Origin of the sequence: Bradyrhizobium sp. CCBAU 45394, assembly GCF_028128655.1 — a bacterium.
GTDB lineage: Bacteria > Pseudomonadota > Alphaproteobacteria > Rhizobiales > Xanthobacteraceae > Bradyrhizobium > Bradyrhizobium diazoefficiens.
Map to the genome: position 1 here is coordinate 294,556 of NZ_LBIX01000012.1, position 24,665 is coordinate 319,220.

Below are 24,665 nucleotides of genomic sequence, written 5' to 3' on the forward strand. Positions count from 1 at the left end.
ACAAGAGGACATCATGAGCATCACCCGCAGCATCCGCACGCCCATCATGCACCGCGCCGTCGAGGCCAACGGCTTCATCTTCCTCGGCGGCACCATCGCCGACGACACGTCGGTTTCGATGGGCGATCAGACCCGCAATATTCTCGGCAAGATCGCCGGCTATCTGAAAGAGGCCGGCACCGACAAGAGCCGCGTCGTCAGCGCCTCGATTTTCGTCACGGATCTTTCCAAGAAGAAGGAGATGGACGCGGCCTGGACCGAGTTCTTCGGCGACAATCTGCCGACCCGCGCCACCGTCGGCGTCGCCGATCTCGGCGGCAGCGCGTTGATCGAAGTCGTGGTCACCGCCCTCAAGGGTTGACGGCATTCTTCGACGAGGACGGCAGCGCGCGACGCGCTGTCGTCCCTTTGGCTTGATCTTGCGCCTCTGCCGGACTAGGTAGAGGCATCTCAATCAGGAACTTCGCAGCCATGGATTTCACCCCGACCGCAACGCCGATCCGCCTTGCTCACGGGGAATTTCATGCCTGCTTCCATCATCCTGTCGAACCTGTCGCTGTCCACGCCTGACGGCCGTTCTCTTTTTTCCAATATCGATCTGACATTCGCGGCCGAGCGAACCGGTCTCGTCGGCCGCAACGGCGTCGGGAAATCCACACTGCTGGCGTCGATTTGCCGGGAACATGTTCCTCAGTCCGGGCGCATTCTGACCAACGGAACCGTCGGCCTGCTGCGCCAGGACGTTCAACTGCTTGCGGGTGCGACCGTGGCCGATCTGTTCGGCGTGCGGGAAGCGCTGAAGCTGCTTGGCCGTGCGGCGCGGGGCGATGCCTCCGCCGACGACATCGCTGCGATCGACTGGACTCTCGAAGCGCGGCTCGAAACCGCGCTGGCGCGCGTCGGGTTCGATCTTGCTCCCGATACGGAGCTGTCCTGCCTGTCCGGTGGCCGGACGACGCGGGTTCGTCTTGCCGCGCTGGTGTTCGCCGAGCCCGACTTCCTGCTGCTGGATGAGCCCACCAACAACCTCGACCGGGACGGACGCAGGGCCGTGATCGATCTCCTCGCCGCTTGGCGCGGCGGCGCGATCGTCGTCAGCCACGATCGGGGCCTGCTCGAAACCATGGACGCGATCGTCGAGTTGACGTCGCTCGGAGCAACGCGATACGGCGGCAATTGGAGCAGGTACCGCGAGCAGAAGGCCGTCGAGCTCGCTGCCGTCAGGCACGACCTTGCTTATGCCGAGAAGCGGCTGTCCGAGATCGACGGCAAGGCGCAGGAGGCTGTGGAGAGGAAGGCGCGCAAGGACAGCGGCGGCAGGAAGAAGCGTGCCAAGGGCGACATGCCGCGCATCCTGGCCGGCGCGCGCAAGGATCGCAGCGAGGACACCGGCGGAAAGACGGCGCAAGTTGCCGAGCGGCGGCGCGCGGAAGCGCTCGAGGCCGTCGACACGGCGCGCCGGCGCATCGAGATTCTCCAGCCGTTGTCCGTGAGATTGCCGTCGACAAACCTGCCGGCGGGGAGGGAGGTGGTTTGGCTCGATCGGGTCAGCGCCGGCTATCGTCCGGAGCGCGCGATCCTGCGGGATCTGTCGTTCACGATCGTCGGGCCGGAGCGTGTGGCGGTGGTCGGGCCAAATGGTTCAGGCAAGACGACGCTACTGAAGCTCATTGCCGGCGAGATGTGCCCCCTCGTGGGCACGGTGAGGGTCAAGCCCGAGTTCGCGCTGTTCGACCAGACGGTCAGCCTGCTCGATCCCGCGATCTCGATCCTGGACAATTTCAGGCGCCTCAATCCAGAGGCGGGCATGAATGCGTGCCATGCCGCCCTTGCGCGCTTCATGTTTCGCGCCGACGCTGCCTTGCAGATCGCCGGGAGCCTGAGCGGCGGACAGCTGCTTCGTGCCGGTCTTGCTTGCGTGTTCGGCGGGGCGACGCCGCCCTCACTGCTGATCCTGGACGAGCCGACCAACCATCTGGATATCGCGTCCATCGAAGCCGTCGAAGCGGGCTTGCGGGCGTATGATGGCGCGTTGCTTGTCGTCAGTCATGACGAGGCATTCTTGCAGGCGATAAGGATTACGCGGCGGCTCGATTTGGCCGCCGAGGTGCCTGGCGCCGATGGCCGGATCCTCTGATCCCGCCTCGCCGTCCGGATATCGCGGAGATTTTCAAAAGCCCGACGCCCTGCCCCCAGCGCGTCGGGCGGAAAGATTGACTATCAATCGGTAATCGCAATGCCATTGTTGTGACGCGTATCTCACCACTTTTCCACTCCGGGAAACTACCGCGTCGGAACCGGGTTGCTCCTGCTCGATCTGTGTCGCTTTACGCGCCGCCGCCCGGTTCCAGCGCCTCGCCGATCTCCAGCGGATGGGCCATGGTCTCGTGCAGCGCGTCGCGGTCGAGCTCGCCCTCGGAGATGCTGATGACGACGCAGGCGACGCCGTTGCCGATCAGATTGGTCAGCGCGCGGCACTCGCTCATGAACTTGTCGATGCCGACCAGGATCGCGATCGACTGGATCGGAATATCAGGCACGATCGAGAGCGTCGCGGCGAGCGTGATGAAGCCGGCGCCGGTCACGCCCGAGGCGCCCTTCGAGGTGATCATGGCGATGCCGAGGATGCCGAGCTCCTGCCAGATCGTCAGATGCGTGTTGGTCGCCTGCGCCAGAAACAGCGTTGCCAGCGTCATGTAGATGTTGGTGCCGTCGAGGTTGAAGCTGTAGCCGGTCGGGATGACGAGGCCGACCACCGAGCGGGAGGCGCCGAGATGCTCCATCTTCTGGATCATCTGCGGCAGCACGGTCTCCGATGACGACGTGCCGAGCACGATCAGCAGCTCGTCTTTGATGTAGGCGATGAAGCGCAGGATCGAGAAGCCGGCGAGCCGGGCGATCGCGCCCAGCACGATCAGCACGAACAGCATGCTGGTGAGGTAGAACGTGCCGATCAGCGCGGCGAGGTTGAGCAGCGAGCCGAGGCCGTAGGCGCCGACGGTGAACGCCATCGCGCCGAACGCGCCAACGGGAGCGACGCGCACGATGATGCGGATGATGCCGAAGAACATCTTCGCGGCCTTGTCGATCGCATCCGCAATGGGCTCGCCGGCCTTGCCGAGGAAGGCGATGGCGAAGCCCGAGAGGATCGAGATCAGCAGCACCTGGAGTAAATCGCCTCGTGCGATGGCGCCCACATAGCTGTCGGGGATGATCGCCATCAGATGGGCGACGATGCCTTCCTCCTTGGCCTTGGTGACGTAGGTCGCGACAGATTTCGGGTCGATCGTGGCGGGATCGATGTTGAAGCCGTGTCCGGGCTGGAGCACCTCGCCGACCAAAAGGCCGACCGCGAGCGCGACGGTCGAGACCGATTCGAAATAGATCAGCGACTTCAGCCCGACCCGGCCGACACGCTTGAGATCGCCCATCGAGGAGATGCCGTGCACCACGGTGCAGAAGATCACCGGCGCGATCATCATCTTGATCAGCGCGATGAAGCCGTCGCCGAGCGGCTTCAGCTCCTTGCCGAAATCGGGATAGAAATAGCCGATGAGCACTCCGAGCACGATCGCGATCAGCACCTGGATGTAGAGGATCTTGTACCAGGGCTGATGCCGGCGACGGATGGCTGGCTGGATCGCGATCTGTGTCATATGATGAGCCCGGAACGCATTGATTTTGCAAGATTTGAATCTTGCATGACTCGCATCATGTGATGGCCGCCGCAGAAGCGACAATCACATTTTTGTCGGATCGCACGAAGATCAATCGCTGCACCGCAACGGGGGGAGCATGACAACCACGACAGGCTCGGACGAGCAGACGCAGGGCTACTTTCCGCGCTGGAAACTCAAGACCTCGGGCGTGATCATGCCGGAGGAGCGGCTGTCATGGGGCCAGACCATCGTCTCCGGTCTGCAGCATTGCGTGGCGATGTCGGGCTCGACGATCATCGCGCCGCTGCTGATGGGGTTCGATCCCAATGTTGCGGTCCTGTTCTCCGGCGTCGGCACGTTGATCTTCTTCGTCATCGTCGCCGGACGCGTGCCGAGCTATCTCGGATCGAGCTTCGCCTTCATCGCCGTCGTCCTCGCCGCCACGGGCTATGCCGGGCAGGGGCCGAACCCGAACATCTCCGTTGCGCTCGGCGGCATCGTCGGAGCCGGGGTGCTCTACGGCGCGATTGCGCTGATCGTGATGTGGTCGGGCGTCGGCTGGGTCGAGCGCCTGATGCCGCCGGCCGTCACCGGCGCCGTGGTCGCCGCGATCGGTCTCAACCTCGCGCCGGTCGCGGTCAAGGCGGTGAGCGCCAATGCGTTCGACACCTGGATCGGGCTTGCGACCGTTCTCATCATCGGCGTGGTCGCCGTTGCAGCTCCAGGCCTGTGGCGCCGCCTGCCGATCATCCTCGGGGCGATCGGCGGATATCTCTTGTATTTTCTGTTCGCGAACGGCCTCGGTTTCGGCAAGCCGATCGACTTCGCACAGCTCTCGGCCGCGTCGTGGCTCGGCCTGCCGAAATTCACCACGCCGACCTTCCAGGCCGATGCGATCTTCCTGATCGCGCCGGTTGCGGTCATCCTCGTCGCCGAGAACCTCGGGCACATCAAGGCCGTCGGTGCCATGACAGGCCGCAGCCTCGATGCCTATCTCGGCCGCGCCCTGTTCGCCGACAGCCTGGCCACGATCGTCGCAGCCTGCGGCGGAGGCACCGGCGTCACCACCTATGCCGAGAACATCGGCGTCATGGCGGCGACGAAGGTCTATTCGACGCTGCTGTTTGCCTTGGCGGCCACGGTGTCGATCCTGCTCGGCTTCTCGCCGAAATTCGGCGCGCTGATCCTGTCGATCCCGGGTCCCGTCATCGGCGGCCTCTCGATCGTGCTGTTCGGATTGATCGCGGCGATGGCCGGGCGGATCTGGGTCGAGAACAAGGTCGACTTCGCCAATCCTGCGAACCTGATTACCGTCGCCGTGGCGCTGACCGCGGGCGCGGGCGACCTCACGCTCAAATTCGGCGCGTTCACGATCGGCGGGATCGGAACCGCGACCTTCGGCGCCATCATCCTCTATCAGATCCTCACCTCTTCCCTCGCGCAACACGCGGAATGAATCCCAGGGCTGCGCTGGTGTGATGGAACAAAACGTCGTTTCCGTCGATGATGAGGCACTCCGGAGAAAGCTCATGCCACAGACCGACCGCTCGATCCCCTTTCCCTCGCGCCTCGTTGGCCAATACGCGCTGGTGACCGGCGCCTCGCAAGGCATCGGCCGTGCCGTTGCCGTCCGGCTCGCCCAGGAAGGCGCGACCGTCGCCATCAACTATTTCGATCACCCTGGGAAGGCCGAAGAGACGCTCGCGCTCGCGCGGACGGCATCGGGCGACCGCGGCCACGGCGGGCTCGATCATGTCATCGTCCAGGCTGACATCGGCAGCGAGCAGGACATCGCCGCGATGTTCGAGACCATCCTGGCGCGCTGGAAGCGCCTCGACTGTCTCGTCAACAATGCCGGCTTCCAGCGGGAATCGCCGAGCGATGCGCTCGACGTCGAAATCTATCGCCGCATCATCGACGTCAATCTCAACGGTGCCGTGCTCTGCGCGCAGAAGGCGCTGGCGCATTTCGTCGCGCGCGGCGGAGGCGGCAGCATCATCAATTGCTCCAGCGTCCACCAGATCATTCCGAAGCCCGGCTATCTCGCTTATTCGATCAGCAAGGGCGGCCTGGCCAACCTCACGCGCACGCTGGCGCTCGAATTCGCGAGGCACGGCATCCGTGTCAATGCGGTAGGTCCGGGCGCGATCGACACGCCGATCAACGCGGCCTGGACGGGCGACCCGGAAAAGCGCGGCGTCGTCACCAGCCATATTCCGCTCGGCCGCGTCGGCACGCCGGAAGAGATCGCCGCCGTGTTCGCCTTCCTTGCTTCAGACGATGCGAGCTACATCACCGGGCAGACGATCTATGCCTGCGGGGGCCTGACCATGTTCCCCGAGTTTCGCGAGAACTGGGCAAGCTAGAAACGTGGGCTCACGGACGAAGCCACGAACTCTTCACCCTCGTGCCGATCGCTTCAGAAATCTCCTGCGAGCAGGTCGTAGGAGCCTCTGCTGCCGCGCACATACTTCCTGGCCGCGGTGGCACATATCAAGTCGCGATTGCAATCGAACGCGTTCAGGAGTCCCGATTCGGTCGCATGGACGCCCGGTTGAATCCGCATCAACGCGCCTTCATCGATGAAGAACGAGGCCTCGATGGCGCTGTCGTGTCCCCAGAACCGCACGGCATGGCGTGTCCGGTCATATGAGCGACTGTGATTTGGAAAATCAATCATGGTTCGGGCCGATCAGGTTGCAGGTGCCGTGCGCCTTCACGCCGTTTGAGCCGGGGGCACGCTGGGTGGCCGACGCTCGGCTTGCGTACGTCAGGTACACGGACGTTTCGTCGAGACCTGACAAGAGCGAACCGGTTGCGCCTCTTTCAAATGATGATCTGGCGACAGGGATACAACCCGGTTCGATGCTGCTCGCGACAAATAGTTCGTCGCAAGCCTCGCTATTCGGCGAAAGGTGACTATATCTCGTTGATCACCGCCCGCCCCTCGGCCGTTATCGGTGACTGAGAGCATTGCGCTCCCGCCGCGACCAAGAGGCGGTCAATATGTCGGTTTCCCCCGGATTCACCCTTCGCGAGTGGCTCGTACCTCCGGTCTTGCTGCCCATCTTCTTCGTGCTGGTGATCGCCGTTTCGATGCTGATTCAATGGTAGTCGGCTTCGGCGCGCCTTCGCCGTCGGATCAGGCAAGCACCGCATTGGACTCAATTCAGCCGTCGGTGGGTTGCGAGTTGAACTCGAGGGCGATCGACGCCCTCCGTCGAGCTCGCGAGATGCCGTCGGGTGACAAACGTACGGCGGCAATGCGCAGGGCCGCGATTCTCGGAAATGCCGCTGAAATCCTCGCGTATTTCTCGCCAGCGAAGGCACCCAAGCAAGATCACGACGCCGCTGAAATCCCGCCTTCGTGACGGAGCGTTCCACTGAAACCAGGTCCGGCAGCAACCCTCGTGACACAGTCGCCAATGCTCGAGATCGATCTCCGCACGGGCCAGCACCTCGGCGGCGGAGAGTCGCATGAGGATGCTCTGGCGGCAGAGAATGTCAGCCTGCGGCTTCTCCTTGCCCAGGCCGAGATCAACACGAGGGGCCTGCTTGCCAGGGCGGGCATCGACGCCAGGGAGCGAGAGACGTCCGAGAAGCTGCAAAAGCTGATCCTTGAAGAACTGCACCACCGCATCAAGAACACGCTCGCGACCGTCTCGGCCATTGTCTCCCAGAGCTTGCGCGGCGAGCAAGGCTTGGCGCACGCACAGCAGGCGATCGCGGGGCGGCTGCTCGCGCTTGGCCGGGCGCACGATCTCCTCGTGCGGGCGAGCTGGTCGAGCGCCGACCTCGGGGCGGTCGTCCGCAGCGCCGTCGAAGCTTTCGACGATCCTGCTGAATCGAAGTTCTCGATTTCGGGGCCCGATCTCCGGATCAATTCGGCTGCCGTGGTCGCGGTCGCGATGACGCTCAATGAGCTTTGCACGAACGCCACGAAGTATGGAGCCTTTTCCGCTCCAAAGGGGTGCGTCGATCTCCACTGGACGATCGATCCGCAGACGCAACGCTTGCGCCTGACCTGGATCGAGAAGAATGGTCCGGTGATCCAGTCACGCGCAAAGCGCAGCTTCGGAACGCGATTGATCGAGACGCTGGGTCGCGAACTCCAGGGCGACGTGCAATTGACCTACGCGGAGAGGGGCTTCGCGTACACGTTCGACGCTCCATTGGCTTCTCTGAGTGTCCCGATGCCGGCCTAGCCGGCAGGCTGAAATACGCCGAGACTTTCAACGAAAGGAGGCGGCATGTTCAAATTTCTACAGTATCGTGCAAGAGCGGCCGCGTACGGCGAACTGGCCAGGAGTTCGCCCGGCAAGGATGATACCCGCAAATTCGAGAAACTGCAGGACAGCCTTGCATCGCGCGCGGACAACGAGCAGGTCCTCGCGGACCAATACGTGGATGCAGTGAACGCCGGGGGGACGGAGCGACTGCGCGGCGCAGCCCTGGCGGCGGAGGAAGAGCGTGTCTTGCGGTGTCTCGGCGCGGCCGTCATCATGCAATGGAATTCCCTGCCGACGACGCTTCAGCGGGAGATCTTCGACACCGCCGGATCGGTCGGAACATTGTTGGACACGGCGGCGCTCCGTGGGCAGATAGCCCGGTTTCTTCACAAGCACAGGCATGACACCGATCCCAGCAAGATCTGACGGGTGATGTGTTCGGGGCAGAACAAACGGGTGCGCGAGCATTCGCCGCCGGCATTTCTCCGGCGCGGATCAAGCCGTCGCCGGCTTCGATCCGCCGGTCCGGGAGTGATCTGGCAAAATGTCGCGGCGCGGACTACATCTGCGCCATGTCAAATGCTCCGCTGGCAAACCAATCGCTCCAGGATTTCGTCGCCCGGCACCAACGTCTGTTCGTGCTGACCGGCGCCGGCTGCAGCACCAATTCGGGCATTCCCGATTATCGCGACAGCCATGGCAACTGGAAGCGGACCCAGCCGGTCAATTTCCAGGCCTTCATGTCGGAGGAGCACACGCGCCGGCGCTATTGGGCACGCAGCCTGATCGGCTGGCGGCGGTTCGGTCAGGCGAGGCCGAACGATGCGCACCATGCGCTGGCCCGGCTCGAGGCGAACGGGCGGTGCGGGATGCTGCTGACCCAGAATGTCGACCGGCTGCATCAATCCGCCGGCCACAGGCAGGTGATCGACCTGCATGGTCGGCTCGATCTGGTCCGCTGCATGGGCTGCGGGGCGAAGACGCCGCGGAGCGAATTCCAGGATACGCTTGGCCGCGCCAACGCAGAATGGCTCGCGCTCGATGCCGCGGATGCGCCTGATGGCGATGCCGATCTGGAGCACGCGGATTTTTCGTCGTTCAAGGTGCTCGCCTGCGAAGCCTGCGGCGGCATCCTCAAGCCCGACGTCGTGTTCTTCGGCGAGAACGTGCCGCGCGACGTCGTCGCCACCGCGCAAGACCATCTGTCGCAGGCTGACGCGATGCTGATCGTCGGCTCCTCGCTGATGGTCTATTCCGGTTTCCGCTTCGTGCAGGCTGCCGCACAGCGGCAGATCCCGATCGCCGCGGTCAATCTCGGGCGCACCCGCGCCGACGATCTCCTGACGCTCAAGGTCGAGGAGCGCTGCGAAGCGGCGCTTGCATTCCTGCTCTGATCGCGTGCGGGGCGAACACGCCTTGCCTATTGCATGGGTGCCAAGCAGAATAGCCGGGCGCGGCGTTGCCGGCATGCCTGATGGCACGGAAATTGCTGCGTTTTTGTCCCCAGTCTTGACGATCAGCCGGAGAATTTGGAATGCTTGAGGGAGCCGAGGTGCGGCTTGCCGTCGATATCGGTGGCACGTTCACCGACATCGTTCTGGACATGGGCGAGGTGCGCAAGACGCGCAAGGTGCTGACGACGCCGCAGCGGCCCGAACAGGCGGTGCTGGACGGGATGCGTCTCATTCTCGCCGATGCCCGCGCGCATATCAGCGACATCGACGTCTTCATTCACGGCACCACGCTCGCGACCAACGCCATCATCGAGCGCCGCGGCGCCAAGACGGCGCTGATCGCGACCGACGGCTTTCGCGACGTGCTCGATATCGGCACCGAGAGCCGCTACGACCAATACGACCTCACCATCGACAAGCCGAGGCCGCTGGCGCCGCGCAGTCTGCGCTTCACCGTGCCCGAGCGCATCGACGCGCACGGCGCCATCCGCCTCCCGCTCGACGAGGCGTCGGTGCGCGCACTCGCGCCAAAATTGCGTGAATTGAAGGTCGAAAGCGTCGCGATCGCCTTCCTGCATTCCTACGCCAATCCCGAGCATGAGCGCCGCGCAGCCGCGATCCTCAGCGAGGAGATGCCCGGCATTTCCGTGACGGTGTCATCGGCGGTGTGTCCGGAGATCCGCGAATATGAGCGCACGTCCACCGCGGTCGCGAACGCCTATGTGCAACCGCTGATCGACGGCTATCTCGCCCGCATGGCCGATGCCCTGCAGGTCGAGCAATTCCGCGGCGCCATCTATCTCGTCACGTCCGGCGGCGGCGTCACCTCGATCGAGACGGCGCGGCGCTTTCCGGTGCGCCTCGTCGAATCCGGTCCTGCCGGCGGCGCGATCTTCGCGGCGCAGATCGCGGCGCGTCTCGGCGAGAGCAAGGTGCTCTCCTTCGACATGGGCGGCACCACGGCCAAGATCTGCCTGATCGAGAAATACCAGCCCGAGACCTCGCGCGTGTTCGAGGTCGATCGCGCCGCGCGCTTCCTGAAAGGCTCCGGCCTGCCGGTGCGCATTCCCGTGATCGAGATGGTCGAGATCGGCGCCGGCGGCGGCTCGATCGCCCATGTCGACGCGATGAAGCGCGTCACCGTTGGCCCCGAGAGCGCGTCCTCGGAGCCGGGCCCCGCCTGCTACGGCCGCGGCGGCCAGCGCCCGGCCGTAACCGATGCGGACGTCGCTCTTGGCATGATCGATCCCGACGCCTTCGCGGGGGGCACGATCAAGCTCGACCCCGAACTCTCGAAGCAGGCGCTGCTCCGCAGCGTCGGCGAGCCGCTGGGCCTGTCGGCGGAAACCGCGGCCTATGCCGTGCATGAGGTCGTCTGCGAGAACATGGCGAGTGCGGCACGCGTACACGCGGTCGAGCGTGGCGCCGTGGTCGGCCAGCATACGCTGATCGCCTTCGGCGGTGCCGCACCGCTGCATGCGGCGCGTGTCGCCGAGAAGATCGGTGTCTCCCGGGTGATCGTGCCGTCGAATGCCGGCGTCGGCTCCGCGGTCGGGTTTTTGGCGGCGCCCATCGCTTACGAACTGGTGCGCAGCCGTCACGTCCGGCTCGACGATTTCGACACCAAAGCGGTCTCCGACCTCTTGCAGGAGATGGCGACCGAGGCGCGTGCGCTGGTCGAGCCTGGTGCTGCCGGTGCGCCGGTGCGCGAACGCCGCGCGGCTTTCATGCGCTATGTCGGCCAGGGCCACGAGATCAGCGTCGAGCTGCCGAACCGGCCGCTGAATTCAGCCGATCTCGCCGGCCTGCGCCAGAAGTTCGAGGCGGATTATTCCTCCATGTTCGAGCGGTCGATTCCGGGCGCTGCGATCGAGGTCCTGAGCTGGTCGGTGCTCGCGACCACCGATGCGCGCAATCCGTCCGTCGTCGCTTCCGTCGCACGCATGCCTGCGGGCAAGGCGTCCGGCAGCCGGAAATTCTTCGACGGCCGGGCCGGAGAGGTGATCGAGATCCCGCTCTATCGCCGCGAGGACATGGCGCCGGGGGCGACGATTGCCGGCCCCGCGGTGATCGCGGAGGATGAGACCTCGACCTTCGTCTCCAACAGTTTTGACGCCCATATCGACGGTGCCGGCAGCATCGTCATGGAACGGAAGGCAGCTTGATCATGAGCAAGGCAAATGGCGCGAGCCTGATCGACCTTCAGATCATGTGGCACCGGCTGATCGCCGTGGTCGAGGAGCAGGCGCAGGTGCTGCTCCGCACCGCGTTCAGCCCGATCGTGCGCGAATGCGGCGATCTCTCCGCCGGCGTGTTCGACCTCAAGGGGCGGATGTTGGCGCAGGCGGTCACCGGCACGCCCGGTCACGTCAACTCGATGGCGGAATCGGTCAAGCACTTCATCGACCGCTTCCCGATCGAGACGATGAAGGAGGGGGACGCCTACATCACCAACGATCCCTGGATGGGCACCGGCCACCTCAACGACTTCGTCGTCACCACACCGTGCTTCAAGGACGGCAAGCCGGTCGCGCTGTTCTCCTGCACCAGCCATCTCATGGACATCGGCGGCATCGGCTTCGGCCCTGACGCCACCGACGTGTTCATGGAGGGGCTCTACATCCCCATGCTGAAGCTGATCGACCAGGGCGTCGTCAACGAGACGCTGATGGCGATGATCCGCACCAACACGCGGCTGCCGATCGACACCGAGGGCGACACCTATTCGCTCGCGGGCTGCAACGACGTCGGCTGCGAGCGCCTGGTCGAGATGATGACCGAGTTCGGCATCGACACGCTGGACGAGCTCGGCGACTACATCTGCGACCGCTCGCGCGAGGCCGTGCTGGCCGAGATCGCCAAGCTGCCGAAGGGAAGCTGGCGCAACACCATGGTCGTCGACGGCTATGACGCGCCGGTGACGCTGGCCGCAACGCTGACGATCTCGGACGCGGGCATTCACGTCGATTTCGACGGCACCTCGGCCGCCTCGAAGTTCGGCATCAATGTGCCTCTGTCCTACACCACGGCCTACACCGTGTTCGGCCTCGGCTGCGTCGTCGCTTCGCAGATTCCGAACAATGCCGGCTCGCTCTCGCCGCTGACGGTGTCGGCTCCCCCTGGCGCGATCCTCAATGCGCCGAAGCCTGCGCCGGTCGCCTCGCGCCACATCATCGGCCAGATGCTGCCCGACGTCGTGTTCGGCTGCCTGCGCCAGATCATTCCCGAGCGCGTGCCGGCGGAAGGCACCTCGTGCCTGTGGAATCTCAATGTGCGCGGACAGACTCGTTCGGGCGTCGGCGGCAATTACGGGTTCTCGATGGCGGTCACCAGCAATGGCGGCACTGGTGCGCGCTTCGGCAAGGACGGCCTGTCGGCCACCGCCTATCCCAGCGGCGTGCGCGGCACGCCGGTCGAGATCGCGGAAACACAGACGCCGCTGATCTTCTGGCGCAAGGAGCTGCGCCCGGATTCCGGCGGAGCAGGGCGCACCCGCGGCGGCCTCGGCCAGATCATCGAGGTCGGCAGCGGCGTCGACGCGCCGTTCGACATTCTGGCAGCGTTCGATCGTATCGATCATCCGCCGCGCGGCCGCGACGGCGGCCGGAACGGCGAGGCCGGCTATGTCGGCCTGAAATCCGGCAAGAAGCTGCGTGGCAAGGGCTTTCAGCAGGTGCCGCCGGACGATCGGCTGGTGGTGCTGACGCCCGGCGGCGCCGGCATCGGCGATCCGGCTGAGCGGCCGCGCGCGGCCGTCAACGACGACATCGAAAGCGGCCTCGTGTCTGCGGACAACGCGGTTGCGGTTTATGGGTACACGCGATGACGCGTCAGGCGTCGTGAACGGAGGGGCTCAATGATCACGCGACGGAACTTCACTGCGGGCGCAGCGACGCTGCTCGCCGCCGGCCACATCTCGACCCGCGCGCGGGCCGCAACGACAAGCTGGGACATGTCGACGGTCTGGCCCGACGGCAATTTCCACACCCAGAATGCGATGGCGTTTGCCGAGGAGGTGAAGAAGCAGACCGGCGGCTCGGTCGCGATCACCGTGAAGGCCGGCGGCCAGCTCGGCTTCAAGGGCCCCGAGCACTTGCGCGCCGTGCGCGATGGCCTCGTGCCGCTCGCCGACGTTCTCAACATCCAGCAGGTCGGCGATGAGCCCTTCATGGGCGTCGAGAGCATCCCCTTCCTGTGCAGCTCTATGGACGAGCTCAAGGTGCTGCACAAATATGTGCGGCCCGAATACGAGAAGGTCGCCGCGCGTAACAACCAGAAGATCCTCTACATCGTGCCGTGGCCGACGCAGTACCTGCATCTCAAGGTCAAGGTCGCCGACCTCGAGGGCCTGAAGAACATCAAGATCCGCGTGCCCGACAAGAACGCCGTCGACATGCTGGCGGTGGTCGGCATGGCGCCGGTGATGATCCCCTGGGGCGAGACGATCCCCGCGCTGGCGTCGGGGGCGGTCTCGGGCGTCTCCACCTCGGCGGTGTCGGGCGTCGACGGTAAGTTCTGGGAGTTTCTGAAGTACATCTACCCGACCAACCACGTCTGGTCGTCGCAGATGCTCACGGTCAATCTCGACTCTTGGAAGGCGCTCAGCGCGGATCAGCAGAAGCTCGTCGCGGATACCGCCGCCAAGATGGAGCCGGGTTTCTGGGCGAACTCGCTCAAGGCCGACGTCGACAGTCTCAACCGCCTCAAGGAAGGCGGCATGGAGGTGATCCCGGTCTCGGAGGCGATGATGACGGACATCCGGGCCAAGACCGCGCCGCAGCTCGACGCCTTCCTCAAGCGCGTGCCGGCGGCCGACAAGCCGGTGCGGGCCTATCTCGCTGAAATGAAGCGCTGAGCCAAGCCATGGTCAGCGTTTCGCCCGCAGCACCGCAAAGTCTCAATGCAGCGGCGCCCGCGCCGCTGCGCATCCTGCTCGACGGCATCGACCGTCTCGGCCGGCTCGACGGCTGGATCGGCGGCGGCTGTCTGCTGACACTGACGCTGTTGATGCTGTGCGAGGTCGCAACCCGCTTCCTCTCGAACTTCCTGCCGTTCTTCCCGCCGACCATCTCGATCGCGTGGGAATATTCCTCCTACCTGATGGCGGCGTCCTTCACCTTCGGCGCCGCCATGACCCTGCGCGTCGGCGGCCACATCCGCGTGGTGCTGCTGCTGAAGAACGTCCCCGCACCGTTCCAACGTGCGATCGAAATCCTCTCGGCCGCCGCCGGCTTCGCCTTCATGGCGTTCCTGACCTCCGCGATGGCGAAGTTCGCCTACGGCGCCTATGTGCGCGGCCAGGTCTCGACCTCGAGCGACACGCCGCTGTGGTTTCCGGAAGCCGTCGTCACCTTCGGCATGCTGCTGCTTACGCTCCAGTTCCTGGCGCGCGCGATCCAGGCCATCCTCGGCCTGCCGCTCGAGGATCACCGCATGAAGGCCTCGCCCGTCGAATGATCGTTTTGCCCGCACCCGGATTCAAGATCGCATGACCATCGAAGTCGTCGCCCTGTTTGGGATCCTGTTCGCGCTGCTGGCGGGCGGTGTCTGGATCGGCCTCACGCTCGCGCTCACCGCCACGCTGCTGCTGGCGATGTTCCGCTCGATTCCGCTCGACAAGCTGCTGCCGCAATACGCCTGGAACATTCTGACCACGCAGGAGCTGCTGGCGCTGCCGCTGTTCATCCTGATGGGCGAATTGTTGTTCCGCACCCGCCTGTCGCGCTCGCTGTTCCAGGGACTTGCGCCCTGGGCCGGTCTGCTGCCGGGCCGGCTGCTGCATGTGAACGTGATCGGCTGCACCATCTTCGCGGCGATCTCCGGCTCGTCCGCGGCGACCACGCAGGTGATAGGCCGCATGTCGCTCAACGAGCTCTTGCGCCGCGGCTATTCGCGCGACATCGCGATCGGCTCGCTCGCAGGCGCCGGCACGCTCGGTTTCCTGATCCCGCCGTCCAACATCATGATCATCTACGGCGTGCTCGGTGACGTCTCCATTCTCAAGCTCTTTACGGCCGGCGTGCTGCCCGGCCTGCTGCTGGCGGCCACCTTCATGGGCTGGGTGATGCTGCACACGACGCTCAAGCCCTCGATGGTGCCGGAGACGGAGGCAAAGCTCTCGCAGGTGCCGTGGGGCGAGCGTTTTGCGGCGCTCAAGGATCTCGCGCCGGCGCTGTTCCTGATCGCCTGCGTGCTCGGCTCGATGTATGGCGGGCTCGCGACGCCCTCGGAAGCCGCGGCTGTCGGCGTGCTCGGCGCGGGGCTGGTCGCCTGGGCGCAAGGCTCGATGTCGACGCAGGTGATGCGCGACGTGCTGATCGGCTCGGTCGTGACCTGCTCGATGATCGCGCTGATCGTGCTCGGCGCCTCGATCCTCGGCAATGCCGCAGCCTTCCTCGGCATTCCTCAGGCGGTCGCCGCCTTCGTCAAGGGGCTCGGCCTGTCGCCCTTCATGCTGATCGTGGTGCTGATCATCTTCTACCTGATCCTCGGCTGCTTCCTCGACGGCTTCTCGATGATCGTGATGACGCTGCCGATCGTGCTGCCGATCGTGAAGGGCGCAGGTTTCGACGAGATCTGGTTCGGCATCTTCCTGGTGCTCGCCGTCGAGATGGCGCAGATCACCCCGCCGGTCGGCTTCAACCTGTTCGTGATCCAGGGCCTGACCGAAGACGGCCTCGGCTACATCGCGCGCGTCACGATGCCGTATCTCATGATCATGGTCGGCTTCGTGCTGCTGCTGACGCTGTGGCCCGGGATCGTCACGATCCTGCCGCGGGTGCTGTACGGATAGATTTGCGCCGCCCCGGCGACATAGCCGGGACGGCGCCTTGATTCACGAAGCTTACGCCGCCGCCTTCTTCCGCGCCTGCTCGGCCTTGTACAGCTCGAACTCCTCGGCGATCGCCTTCGCCACCGACGGCCGCTGGCGCAGGCGTTCGTAATACGCCTTCACGTTCGGCCATTTGGCGAGCTCGATCGGCGGCGTCGCCATAGTCCAGTTGATGACCGTGACGAGATAGGCGTCGGCCACGCTGAAATGGTCGAGCAGGAAGTCGCGTCCCTCAAGGTAGTTGTCGAGATAGTCGAGCCGCGACAAGTTCTTCTCAAGCGCGTAGGCCTTCGTCTCCTGCGGCGCCTTGCGGTCGAGCACGGGGATGAAGAGGCCCTTGTGCAGTTCGGTGCCGATGAAGCAGAGCCATTGGTGCAGCCGCGTACGCTCGATGCCCGCGCTCGCGCCGAGGCAGGATTGCGGGAAGCGGTCCGCGACATATTGCAGGATCGCCGCGTTCTCGGTCAGCACCACGCCCTCGTCGGTGCGCAGCGTCGGCACGAGGCCGATCGGGTTGACGGTGCGGAAATCGGTGCCGTCCTTCAGCACCCTCTTGGTCGGCGGATCGACTTCGAGGTAATTCGCCTCGGCGCCGGCTTCGTACAGCGCGACGCGGGTCGCCATCGAGCAGGCGAGCGGCGAGAAATAGAGATCCATCTGTAGCCTCCTTGGGCAGTTCCTCTTTCGGGTATCGCTCAACCTGGCCAGATTGATTTTTGTACTGTGTTGCATAATATATCGGCGGTCAAGGATTAATTTGCGAAATGGTACAAAAATCGAAGCCGCCAACTGCTGCCAATGAGCCCGAGCGCCGCGGCGAACCTAAGCGCCGCGGCCGTCCGCGGGCCTATGAGCCCGATGTCGCGCTCGGCAAGGCGCTCGACCTGTTCCGCAGGCAGGGCTTTGCCGCGACTTCGCTCGACGATCTCAGCGAGGCCACCGGCATGAACCGGCCGAGTCTCTACGGGGCCTTCGGCGACAAGCGCGAGCTCTACATCAAGAGCTACCAGCGCTACCGCGAGGACGCGCGGGCATCCATGGCCGCGATCTTTCGCGAGGAGATGCCGCTGCGCCAGCGGCTGGAGCGCATCTTCGCCTCCGCGCTGAACATCTATCTGTCCGGCGAAACGGGCCCGCGCGGCTGCTTCACGGTGGTGACGGCGGCGTCCGAAGCGGTCGGTGATCCCGACATCCGCGCCATGGTGCTCGACGGTCTCGCCGAGCTCGACAAGGCGTTTGCGAATTGCTTCCGCCGCGCCAAGGAGAAGGGCGAACTGCCGGAGAGCGCCGACCCGGCCGTGCTGGCCCAGCTTGCATCAGCGACGGTACACTCGATCGCCATCCGCTCGCGCGCGCGTGTCTCGCGGAAAGATCTGGAAGCAATCGTGAAGGGCGCGATCGATGTGATGGTGGGAGCTGGCGCGAAGAGCTAGGCCGGGACGACAGTGAGTATGTGGCGCGAGCTATCTCCCCGGTGTCGTCCTGGCGAAAGCCAGGACCCATAGCCACCGAATGTCGTTTGGCGAAGATTCGGGGTTAGAACTTCGCGCGGCAACTCGCCCCTGCGGTAATGGGTCCTGGCTTTCGCCAGGACGACCACCTGATCTGTAGTGTGAGCTACGCCGCCCGGATATGCGCCAGGAAACGATCGACCTCGTCGCGCAGCCGTTGCGACTGCTTCGACAGCTCGATCGCGGAGCCCAGCACTTCCTCGGCCGCCGTTCCGGTCGCCGCGATGCCGGCGGTGACGCCGGAGATGTTCTGCGAGACTTCGCCGGTGCGGGCGGCGGCCTGCTGGACGTTCTGTGCGATCTCCTGCGTCGCGGTGCCCTGTTGCCCGACGGCGGCGGCAATCGCGGCCGAGATTTCGTCGACCTGCTGGATCGTCGCACAGATCGACTGGATGCCGTCGACCGCGCCGGTGGTCTCTCCTTGTACCGCGGTGACCTGCGCGCCGATCTCTTCGGTTGCTTTCGCGGTCTGGGTCGCCAGCGCCTTCACTTCGGAGGCGACGACGGCAAAGCCGCGACCGGCTTCGCCCGCGCGCGCCGCTTCGATCGTCGCATTGAGCGCCAGCAGATTGGTCTGGCCCGCAATGCCATTGATGAAGGAGACCACGTCGCCGATTTTCTGCGCGGCATCCGCCAGGCTCTGCACGCGCGCATTCGATTGCCGTCCGTCGCTCGCGGCCTTGCCGACCACCTCGGTCGCGTGCGCGAGCCGCCGGCTGATCTCGGTCATCGACGAGGACAATTCTTCTGCGGCAGCCGCGACCGTCTGCACGTTCTCGGAGGCCAGCGCCGAGGCCGACGACACCGTGCGGGTCTGCTCGCGCGACTGTTCGACGATGGCGGACATCGAGCGCGCGGTGTGCTCCATCTCGACCGCGGCCGCGGACACCGTGGTGACGACCTCGCGGATGCTGGCCTCGAAATTGTCGGCGAGCGCGGCGAAGGCGCGCCGCTTCTCCGCCTCGGACTGCGCCTTGGCCTCGAGCTGCTCGGCCTGGAGCTTGTCAAAATTCACCGCATTGTCGCGGAACACCGCGACCGCCTTCACCATCGCGCCCACCTCGTCATTCGCCTTGCTGGTGGGCACGGCGACATCGAGACGTCCGTCCGCGAGCTCGCGCATCACGTTCGTGATCGACAGGATCGGGCGCGAGATGCTGCGGGCGATGAGATAGCCGACGATCGCCGCGAGCACGAGCCCGAGCGCGGCGATCCCGATCGCCAGCAGCCAGGCGCGATCGGCGGAAGCCTCGTAATCGGCATTGTCCATCACAAGCTCGACCGCGCCGAGCGGCTTGCCGGAAAAGTCCCTGATCGGTCCGAGCAGCGCGGCGACCGGCGTGGTGTCGAGCCTGGCTTGTCGCACCGTGAAGCCGCCCTCGGCGGCGCGGCCGTAATCGGCCGTATCGAAGAAGCTCTTGCCCTTCAGCGTGCCCCCGAACAGCTTGAAGCCCGAGCCGTCGGCGAGATGGAAGGCGACGTCGACATGGCGGTTGGTCTTGAAATCGTCGAGGAAAGGCTGGCCGAAGGTCAGGCCGAATTCGACCGTGCCGAGATGCTTAGCCCCTTGCGCGATTGGCACCACGCCGCGGATGCCGAGCCCGGCCACGCCGCCTTCGAGCCCGACCACGACCTTGCGGTCCTGGTTGGCGACGACGACGGTCTTGCGGAAGCCGGAGAGGTCGTCGCCGAACTTGGCCGGCTGGTGCACGCGTAGGTAAGACGTCGCCGGCGGCACGTGGAACTGGAACTGGTCGACGCCGTAGTCGGATTTGATCGCAGTGAACACCGGTCCGAACAGGCGCACCAGCGCCTCGCGGTCCTGCTTCGCCATCGCCTCCTGCGTCGCCGGCATCGCGGCCACCACGGCGCTCATCGCGGCGGCGCGGTGCGATTCCTCGGCGATGCGCGATTGCAGGGCGTCGTAATGGCTGCGCAGTTCGCGCTGGTCGGCGCGGTCGATGATGCCGGCGATGATCCACATCGCGCCCAGCACGGCAAACAGCGCGGTCGCCGCCGCCGTCACCGCCAGCGCAACCGTGATCCGCATCCTGAGGCCGAGGCTCGTCCGCATGTCCGACTCGTTCTTTGAGCGTTGGTTAACAACGCTTATCAACTTCTCGCTAAGAGAGGGTGAACGGAATACCGGCTGAGCGGGGTGGTCGTGGGGGGCGAGTGAAACGGTGGGCGCGTGCCAAAAACTCCGATGTCGTCCTGGCGAAAGCCAGGACCATAACCACCGGACGTAGTTTGGCGAAGATTCGTGGTTGCCACTTCGCACCACGACTGCTCCCTGGGGGATTGGGTTCCTGGCTTTCGCCAGGACGACGCCGAGGGTGGGGCGGCCGCGTGCGGCCCTAATACCCCCGCGCCCGGTCCACCACGTTCTCCAGAGCGCCGCCCGCCTCGAACCGTGCGATCTGCTCGGCGACATAGGCCGAGATCGCTTCCGCGTCGGTGTCCGCGGCGTTGTGCGGGGTCAGCAGCACCTTGGGATGGGTCCAGAAGCGGCTGTCTTTCGGCTGCGGCTCCTGCACGAAGACGTCGAGCGAGGCGGCGCCCAGCGTGCCGTCGTCGAGACAGGCCAGGATGTCGGCTTCGTTCTGCAAGCCGCCGCGGCCGGCATTGATCAGCACGGGGGCGCCGAGCGGGCTCTTGCGGTTGAGCTTTGTGAAGACGTCGCGGTTGAGGATGCCGTGCGTGTCCGGTGTCAGCGGCAACAGCGAGACCAGGATGTCGGTCGCGCGCAGGAACGCATCGATTCCGGCGGTGCCATGGAAGCACTCGACGCCCTCGATGGTGCGCGGGCTGCGGCTCCAGCCGGCGACGCGGAAGCCGAGCCGCCGCAGCACGTCGGCCGCGTCCGCACCCAGCGTGCCCAGTCCCATGACGCCGACCGTGACTGCGCTTGCCGGCCACTGATATTTCGGCTCCCAGCGCTTCTCGCGCTGCGACTGCCGCAAATACAGCTCCTGGCGGTGGTGCATCAGCACGTGAAGCACGACGTATTCGGTCATGCGATTGGTCAGGTCGGGCACGGCGACGCGAACCAGCGGCACGTCGGGCAGGCTCTTGTCCGCCATCAGGGCATCGACGCCGGCGCCGAGATTGAAGATCGCGCGCAGATTGGGGAACGAGCCGAGATCGCCGGGCACCGGCTTCCACACCGCGGCATAATGCACCTCGGCCGGATCGAGCGCCGTATCCGGCAGCAGCACCACGCGGCGGCCTCCGCAGACCGAATCGAACCGGGCCTTCCAGCGCTCCGGCAGCCAGTTCTGCTGCGTGCTGTTGATCAGGACGGCCAGTGTGCCTTTGGTCATTCGAAGTGCCTCGTCGTGTTCCGATTTTGAGGGCTCTCCTTGGCACGATCTGCCGGATTTTTCTTGCAAATTTTTTCCGCAGCCCTGTCGGGGCGGGGCATAGTGGATCGTCTTTACAACAAGAGGTCAGGGAAGGTGCTGCCCATGCTTTATGCGATCCTTTGCTATCATGACGAGGACTTCGTCGGCTCCTGGAGCAAGGACCAGGACGAGGCGGTGATGAAGAAGCTCGCCGTGGTGCAGGAGAAGCTCACGAGCCAAGGCCGGCTCGGTCCGGTGGCGCGGCTGTTGCCGACCACCGCGGCGGCGACGCTGCGTAAAGAGGACCCGCCGCTGGTGCTCGACGGCCCCTATGCCGAGACCAAGGAGCAGTTGCTCGGCTTCTACATCGTCGACTGCAAGAACCTCGACGATGCGCTCGACGTCGCGCGGGACCTCGGCGCCGCCAACCCCGGCGGCGCCTATGAGGTGCGTCCCGTCGGCGTGTTCAGGCCCGGAGGAAATTTGACGTGAGCGAGACTGATACCGCCTGGATCGAGACCGCGCTGACTTCGGCGCGACCCCAGGCGGTCGGCGCGCTGCTGCGCTATTTCCGCGATCTCGACACCGCCGAGGAGGCTTTCCAGAACGCCTGCCTGCGCGCGCTCAAGACCTGGCCGCAGAACGGCCCGCCGCGCGATCCCGCGGCCTGGCTGATCATGGTCGGCCGCAATGTCGCGATCGACGAGGTGCGGCGCGCCCGCAAGCAGCAGCCGCTGCCCGAGGACGATCAGGCGATCTCCGATCTCGACGATGCCGAGGGCGCGCTCGCCGAGCGGCTCGACGGCTCGCATTATCGCGACGACATTTTGCGGCTGATGTTCATCTGCTGCCACCCGCAATTGCCGGCGACGCAGCAGATCGCGCTCGCCTTGCGCATCGTCTCCGGTCTCACGGTGAAGCAGATCGCGCGCGCTTTCCTGGTCTCGGAGGCGGCGATGGAGCAGCGCATCACGCGCGCCAAGGCGAAGGTCGCGGAGGCCGGGACGCCTTTCGAAACGCCCGGCCCGATCGAACGCTCCGAGCGGCTCGCGGGCGTCGCGGCGATGATCTACCTGATCTTCAACGAGGGTTATTCGGCGAGCGGCGACACCGCCGAGATCAGAAAGCCGCTCTGCGAGGAGGCGATCCGGCTGGCGCGGCTGCTCCTGCGGCTGTTCCAGAGCGAGCCGGAGATCATGGGGCTGGCGGCGTTGCTGCTGTTGCAGCATGCGCGCAGCGCCGCGCGGTTTGCTGACGACGGTTCGCTGATCTTGCTGGAGGACCAGGATCGCTCCTTGTGGAACGGCGCCATGATCGCGGAAGGGCTGGCGCTGATCGACAAGGCGATGCGCCATCGCCGCAGCGGGCCCTACCAGATTCAGGCCGCAATCGCCGCGTTGCATGCCCGTGCGGCGACGCCGGAGGAGACCGACTGGGCCCAGATCGACCTGCTCTATGGCGCGCTGGAACTGGCGCAGCCGTCGCCGGTGGTGACGCTCAATCGCGCGGTCGCGGTGTCCAAGGTGAGCGGGCCGCAAGCCGCGCTCGACCTGATCGAGCCGCTGGCACCAAAGCTTGGCAACTACTTCCATTTCCACGGCGTGCGCGGTGCCTTCCTGATGCAGCTCGGCCGCAATGACGAAGCCCGCATCGCCTTCGACCGCGCCATCGCGCTCGCCAACACTTCGGCGGAAGCCGCCCACATCCGCATGCACATCGATCGCCTGATCCGGGACAGCCAGCCGAAGAGCAGCAACGGGAGCGCCAGGCAGGGTGCGAAGGCGAAATGACGGCTTGCCGTCATTCCGGGGCGATGCGAAGCATCGAACCCGGAATCTCGAGATTCCGGGTTCGGTCCTGCGGACCGCCCCGGAATGACGATCCAAAAAATCTCATTTCGAATTGTCGGCCTCAGCCTCCTCCCTTCGTCTTAATCCCGTATCCAGGGAGCCGTTCATGCTGAAAGCCATTGCCATCATCGCCATCGTGCTCGCGGTCGGACTAGCGGGCGTCCTCGGCTTCGCCCTCACCAAGCCTGACACCTTTCGCGTCGAGCGTTCGCTCGCCGTGAAGGCGCCGGCCGATGCCATCTATCCGGTGGTCGCCGACTTCCACTTCTGGACCAGCTGGTCGCCCTATGAGAACCGCGATCCCGCCATGAAGCGGACGTTCGGCGGAACAGCACGGGGCAAGGGCGCGACCTATGCCTGGGACGGGAACAACAACGTCGGCGCCGGCCACATGGAGATCCTCGAGGCGAGCACGCCGTCGAAGCTCCGCATCAAGCTCGATTTCGAGCGCCCCTTCGAAGGCCACAACACCGCCGAGTTCACCTTTGTGCCGCAAGGCGATGCCACACTGGTCACATGGGCGATGTACGGTCCGGCGCCCTTCATGTCCAAGGTGATGCAGGTCTTCATCAACATGGACAGCATGATCGGGAAGGATTTCGAGGCCGGCCTCGTCAGCCTGAAGAAGCTCACCGAGAAACAATGAGCCTCACAACCCAGGGAAAGAAAAGGAGAGAAGCGATGCTCAATCCATATCTGTTCTATCAGGACACTTGCGAAGCGGCGTTCAACTTCTACGCCAAGGTTCTCGGCGGCAAGATCGACGCGATGATGCGCGTCTCGGACGCGCCGCCGGACATGCCGGCCGCCCCCGGCCGCGAGAAGACGATCATGCATGCGCGGATGTCGTTACCCGGCGGCAGCGTGCTGATGGCCTCCGACGCGCCGCCCGAGCATGTCCAGAAGCCGCAGGGCTTCTCGATCTCGCTGACGATCGCCGACGTCGCGGACGCCGAGCGCAAGTTCAACGCGCTCGCCGACGGTGGCACCGTCACCATGCCGTTCAGCAAGACGTTCTGGGCCAAGGGGTTTGGCATGTGCGTCGACAAGTTCGGCATCCCCTGGATGGTGAACTGCCCGGCGGAGGGAATGTGACGGGCGCGACCGCCTGGCACGCGGCGCCCCTCCCTCGATCGTTGCGGGTAAGGGGCGCGCCCAAGGCGGTCACGTCATAGCCGGATCGGCCGTTTGCTGTTTCAACGGACCGATCCGGTCACGTCCTCGCCGGGGGACGGCGACTGGACGCAGCGAGGGCAGATCACGAGCTTCGTGCCGAGCTGCCTGTCATTCTCCGCTTCGATTTCGTCATGGACCGCCCACCACGCTTCGGAGTAGGGGCGCAAGGTCCCGAGCACTCTTTCCCGTTCCTGATTGGGATTTTCCTGCGTGGGTGCGGGGTTCGCTGCGCGCCGCTTTGTGACGGGTGGCCGGTTCGGGTTCTGTCCGAGGCCGTCCCATGCGATCGGACGACGCTCCTGCGCCGGCGCCGCCGCGCAGCCCATGAGCGCTGCGCAAAAAGTAAGCAAGACGAAGCCGTGTCGCATCATGCCGAACCCTCAGTGCGGTACGCGACACACAAAATCCGCGTGAGGGATTTTGCATCGCGTCGGTTAAATGGAACCTAAGGGAAACGAACTGGCCGGCATGGCCGGATAGGAATATGGAGTCTCGATTCGCATGACTTTGCGAGAGCAGTGGGGCCGCTTCGTGAAATGATCGGGACCGCATCGCACAACAACTGGCGCAATAATAGGCTGTGAACTGCCTGTCAAAATCGCTAATCATT

General features: G+C 65.1%; 23 protein-coding genes. 17 read left to right on the plus strand and 6 right to left on the minus strand.

Features of this window, described 5'->3' with window-relative positions; all coding sequences use genetic code 11:
• The first annotated feature begins 13 nt into the window (after window positions 1-13).
• Window positions 14-361, plus strand: coding sequence for a RidA family protein (locus WN73_RS08560; protein ID WP_271552336.1), 348 nt, complete (start codon window positions 14-16; stop codon window positions 359-361).
• Window positions 362-523: 162 nt separating this feature from the next.
• Window positions 524-2,137, plus strand: a complete 1,614-nt coding sequence (locus WN73_RS08565) for an ABC-F family ATP-binding cassette domain-containing protein (RefSeq protein WP_271552337.1) — start codon at window positions 524-526, stop codon at window positions 2,135-2,137.
• Between the two features lie 190 nt (window positions 2,138-2,327).
• Here the strand turns inward: WN73_RS08565 and WN73_RS08570 are convergent, their stop codons facing one another.
• The gene (locus tag WN73_RS08570; protein ID WP_271552339.1) at window positions 2,328-3,656 is read right to left on the minus strand and encodes a dicarboxylate/amino acid:cation symporter; all 1,329 of its coding nucleotides are present in this window, start codon (window positions 3,654-3,656) and stop codon (window positions 2,328-2,330) included.
• A 139-nt stretch (window positions 3,657-3,795) separates the two neighbouring features.
• On the opposite strand from WN73_RS08570, the gene WN73_RS08575 reads away from it, so the two are divergent.
• Both WN73_RS08575 and WN73_RS08580 read left to right on the plus strand, forming a co-directional pair.
• Window positions 3,796-5,115 (plus strand): solute carrier family 23 protein, encoded by a 1,320-nt coding sequence (locus WN73_RS08575; RefSeq protein WP_060910229.1) that lies wholly within the window; start codon window positions 3,796-3,798, stop codon window positions 5,113-5,115.
• 73 nt (window positions 5,116-5,188) lie between these two features.
• Window positions 5,189-6,025 (plus strand): SDR family oxidoreductase, encoded by an 837-nt coding sequence (locus WN73_RS08580; RefSeq protein ID WP_271552340.1) that lies wholly within the window; start codon window positions 5,189-5,191, stop codon window positions 6,023-6,025.
• Window positions 6,026-6,078: 53 nt separating this feature from the next.
• On the opposite strand, the gene WN73_RS08585 is transcribed toward WN73_RS08580, so the two are convergent.
• Window positions 6,079-6,339, minus strand: a complete 261-nt coding sequence (locus tag WN73_RS08585; protein WP_161536566.1) for a DUF1488 domain-containing protein — start codon at window positions 6,337-6,339, stop codon at window positions 6,079-6,081.
• 745 nt (window positions 6,340-7,084) lie between these two features.
• Here WN73_RS08585 and WN73_RS08590 point away from each other — a divergent pair.
• The 8 genes from WN73_RS08590 (at window position 7,085) to WN73_RS08625 (ending at window position 16,135) form a co-directional block, all read left to right on the plus strand.
• Window positions 7,085-7,864 (plus strand): sensor histidine kinase, encoded by a 780-nt coding sequence (locus tag WN73_RS08590; protein ID WP_028172988.1) that lies wholly within the window; start codon window positions 7,085-7,087, stop codon window positions 7,862-7,864.
• Between the two features lie 45 nt (window positions 7,865-7,909).
• On the plus strand, window positions 7,910-8,314 hold the full coding sequence (locus WN73_RS08595) for a hypothetical protein (protein ID WP_011089917.1): 405 nt from the start codon (window positions 7,910-7,912) through the stop codon (window positions 8,312-8,314).
• 146 nt (window positions 8,315-8,460) lie between these two features.
• Window positions 8,461-9,282 (plus strand): NAD-dependent protein deacetylase, encoded by an 822-nt coding sequence (locus tag WN73_RS08600; protein WP_271552341.1) that lies wholly within the window; start codon window positions 8,461-8,463, stop codon window positions 9,280-9,282.
• A gap of 140 nt (window positions 9,283-9,422) precedes the next feature.
• Window positions 9,423-11,507, plus strand: coding sequence for a hydantoinase/oxoprolinase family protein (locus WN73_RS08605; RefSeq protein WP_271552342.1), 2,085 nt, complete (start codon window positions 9,423-9,425; stop codon window positions 11,505-11,507).
• Between the two features lie 2 nt (window positions 11,508-11,509).
• The gene (locus WN73_RS08610; protein ID WP_271552344.1) at window positions 11,510-13,168 is read left to right on the plus strand and encodes a hydantoinase B/oxoprolinase family protein; all 1,659 of its coding nucleotides are present in this window, start codon (window positions 11,510-11,512) and stop codon (window positions 13,166-13,168) included.
• A 30-nt stretch (window positions 13,169-13,198) separates the two neighbouring features.
• Window positions 13,199-14,197, plus strand: coding sequence for a TRAP transporter substrate-binding protein (locus WN73_RS08615; protein WP_271552346.1), 999 nt, complete (start codon window positions 13,199-13,201; stop codon window positions 14,195-14,197).
• A gap of 8 nt (window positions 14,198-14,205) precedes the next feature.
• Complete coding sequence (locus tag WN73_RS08620; RefSeq protein WP_028172992.1) at window positions 14,206-14,799, plus strand: TRAP transporter small permease subunit; 594 nt, start codon at window positions 14,206-14,208, stop codon at window positions 14,797-14,799.
• A gap of 31 nt (window positions 14,800-14,830) precedes the next feature.
• A complete protein-coding gene (locus WN73_RS08625) occupies window positions 14,831-16,135 on the plus strand; it encodes a TRAP transporter large permease (RefSeq protein WP_271552347.1) in 1,305 nt (434 codons plus the stop codon).
• A gap of 51 nt (window positions 16,136-16,186) precedes the next feature.
• Here the strand turns inward: WN73_RS08625 and WN73_RS08630 are convergent, their stop codons facing one another.
• Window positions 16,187-16,831 (minus strand): glutathione binding-like protein, encoded by a 645-nt coding sequence (locus tag WN73_RS08630; protein ID WP_271552349.1) that lies wholly within the window; start codon window positions 16,829-16,831, stop codon window positions 16,187-16,189.
• Between the two features lie 107 nt (window positions 16,832-16,938).
• Here WN73_RS08630 and WN73_RS08635 point away from each other — a divergent pair, with 107 nt between their 5' ends.
• Window positions 16,939-17,607 carry a TetR/AcrR family transcriptional regulator gene (locus WN73_RS08635; protein WP_271552351.1) on the plus strand — a complete coding sequence of 223 codons (669 nt, stop codon included), beginning with the start codon at window positions 16,939-16,941 and terminating at the stop codon, window positions 17,605-17,607.
• Between the two features lie 184 nt (window positions 17,608-17,791).
• Here the strand turns inward: WN73_RS08635 and WN73_RS08640 are convergent, their stop codons facing one another.
• Both WN73_RS08640 and WN73_RS08645 read right to left on the minus strand, forming a co-directional pair.
• Window positions 17,792-19,759 carry a methyl-accepting chemotaxis protein gene (locus tag WN73_RS08640; RefSeq protein ID WP_028172994.1) on the minus strand — a complete coding sequence of 656 codons (1,968 nt, stop codon included), beginning with the start codon at window positions 19,757-19,759 and terminating at the stop codon, window positions 17,792-17,794.
• A 283-nt stretch (window positions 19,760-20,042) separates the two neighbouring features.
• The gene (locus WN73_RS08645; protein WP_271552354.1) at window positions 20,043-21,008 is read right to left on the minus strand and encodes a 2-hydroxyacid dehydrogenase; all 966 of its coding nucleotides are present in this window, start codon (window positions 21,006-21,008) and stop codon (window positions 20,043-20,045) included.
• A 144-nt stretch (window positions 21,009-21,152) separates the two neighbouring features.
• Between WN73_RS08645 and WN73_RS08650 the strand changes: the two genes are divergently transcribed.
• The 4 genes from WN73_RS08650 to WN73_RS08665 all read left to right on the plus strand — a co-directional run bounded on the left by WN73_RS08650 (window position 21,153) and on the right by WN73_RS08665 (window position 23,974).
• Window positions 21,153-21,521, plus strand: a complete 369-nt coding sequence (locus WN73_RS08650; RefSeq protein WP_011089906.1) for a YciI family protein — start codon at window positions 21,153-21,155, stop codon at window positions 21,519-21,521.
• Window positions 21,518-22,819: an RNA polymerase sigma factor gene (locus WN73_RS08655; protein ID WP_028172996.1), complete on the plus strand. Its 1,302-nt coding sequence runs from the start codon at window positions 21,518-21,520 to the stop codon at window positions 22,817-22,819. The genes WN73_RS08650 and WN73_RS08655 overlap by 4 nt, the downstream gene beginning before the upstream one ends.
• 166 nt (window positions 22,820-22,985) lie before the next feature.
• Entirely contained in the window at window positions 22,986-23,525 is a 540-nt protein-coding gene (locus WN73_RS08660) for an SRPBCC family protein (protein WP_028172997.1), read from the plus strand.
• 35 nt (window positions 23,526-23,560) lie between these two features.
• On the plus strand, window positions 23,561-23,974 hold the full coding sequence (locus WN73_RS08665) for a VOC family protein (RefSeq protein WP_011089903.1): 414 nt from the start codon (window positions 23,561-23,563) through the stop codon (window positions 23,972-23,974).
• Between the two features lie 101 nt (window positions 23,975-24,075).
• Here WN73_RS08665 and WN73_RS08670 read toward each other — a convergent pair whose 3' ends face one another.
• Window positions 24,076-24,426 (minus strand): hypothetical protein, encoded by a 351-nt coding sequence (locus WN73_RS08670; RefSeq protein WP_028172998.1) that lies wholly within the window; start codon window positions 24,424-24,426, stop codon window positions 24,076-24,078.
• Between the last annotated feature and the right edge of the window lie 239 nt (window positions 24,427-24,665).

Bases quoted from the DNA above. Each gene is read 5' to 3' on its own strand.
- WN73_RS08560 (WP_271552336.1), top strand. From the start codon at position 14: ATGAGCATCACCCGCAGCATCCGCACGCCCATCATGCACCGCGCCGTC.
- WN73_RS08565 (WP_271552337.1), top strand. From the start codon at position 524: ATGCCTGCTTCCATCATCCTGTCGAACCTGTCGCTGTCCACGCCTGAC.
- WN73_RS08570 (WP_271552339.1), bottom strand. From the start codon at position 3,656: ATGACACAGATCGCGATCCAGCCAGCCATCCGTCGCCGGCATCAGCCC.
- WN73_RS08575 (WP_060910229.1), top strand. From the start codon at position 3,796: ATGACAACCACGACAGGCTCGGACGAGCAGACGCAGGGCTACTTTCCG.
- WN73_RS08580 (WP_271552340.1), top strand. From the start codon at position 5,189: ATGCCACAGACCGACCGCTCGATCCCCTTTCCCTCGCGCCTCGTTGGC.
- WN73_RS08585 (WP_161536566.1), bottom strand. From the start codon at position 6,339: ATGATTGATTTTCCAAATCACAGTCGCTCATATGACCGGACACGCCAT.
- WN73_RS08590 (WP_028172988.1), top strand. From the start codon at position 7,085: ATGCTCGAGATCGATCTCCGCACGGGCCAGCACCTCGGCGGCGGAGAG.
- WN73_RS08595 (WP_011089917.1), top strand. From the start codon at position 7,910: ATGTTCAAATTTCTACAGTATCGTGCAAGAGCGGCCGCGTACGGCGAA.
- WN73_RS08600 (WP_271552341.1), top strand. From the start codon at position 8,461: ATGTCAAATGCTCCGCTGGCAAACCAATCGCTCCAGGATTTCGTCGCC.
- WN73_RS08605 (WP_271552342.1), top strand. From the start codon at position 9,423: ATGCTTGAGGGAGCCGAGGTGCGGCTTGCCGTCGATATCGGTGGCACG.
- WN73_RS08610 (WP_271552344.1), top strand. From the start codon at position 11,510: ATGAGCAAGGCAAATGGCGCGAGCCTGATCGACCTTCAGATCATGTGG.
- WN73_RS08615 (WP_271552346.1), top strand. From the start codon at position 13,199: ATGATCACGCGACGGAACTTCACTGCGGGCGCAGCGACGCTGCTCGCC.
- WN73_RS08620 (WP_028172992.1), top strand. From the start codon at position 14,206: ATGGTCAGCGTTTCGCCCGCAGCACCGCAAAGTCTCAATGCAGCGGCG.
- WN73_RS08625 (WP_271552347.1), top strand. From the start codon at position 14,831: ATGACCATCGAAGTCGTCGCCCTGTTTGGGATCCTGTTCGCGCTGCTG.
- WN73_RS08630 (WP_271552349.1), bottom strand. From the start codon at position 16,831: ATGGATCTCTATTTCTCGCCGCTCGCCTGCTCGATGGCGACCCGCGTC.
- WN73_RS08635 (WP_271552351.1), top strand. From the start codon at position 16,939: ATGGTACAAAAATCGAAGCCGCCAACTGCTGCCAATGAGCCCGAGCGC.
- WN73_RS08640 (WP_028172994.1), bottom strand. From the start codon at position 19,759: ATGCGGACGAGCCTCGGCCTCAGGATGCGGATCACGGTTGCGCTGGCG.
- WN73_RS08645 (WP_271552354.1), bottom strand. From the start codon at position 21,008: ATGACCAAAGGCACACTGGCCGTCCTGATCAACAGCACGCAGCAGAAC.
- WN73_RS08650 (WP_011089906.1), top strand. From the start codon at position 21,153: ATGCTTTATGCGATCCTTTGCTATCATGACGAGGACTTCGTCGGCTCC.
- WN73_RS08660 (WP_028172997.1), top strand. From the start codon at position 22,986: ATGCTGAAAGCCATTGCCATCATCGCCATCGTGCTCGCGGTCGGACTA.
- WN73_RS08665 (WP_011089903.1), top strand. From the start codon at position 23,561: ATGCTCAATCCATATCTGTTCTATCAGGACACTTGCGAAGCGGCGTTC.
- WN73_RS08670 (WP_028172998.1), bottom strand. From the start codon at position 24,426: ATGATGCGACACGGCTTCGTCTTGCTTACTTTTTGCGCAGCGCTCATG.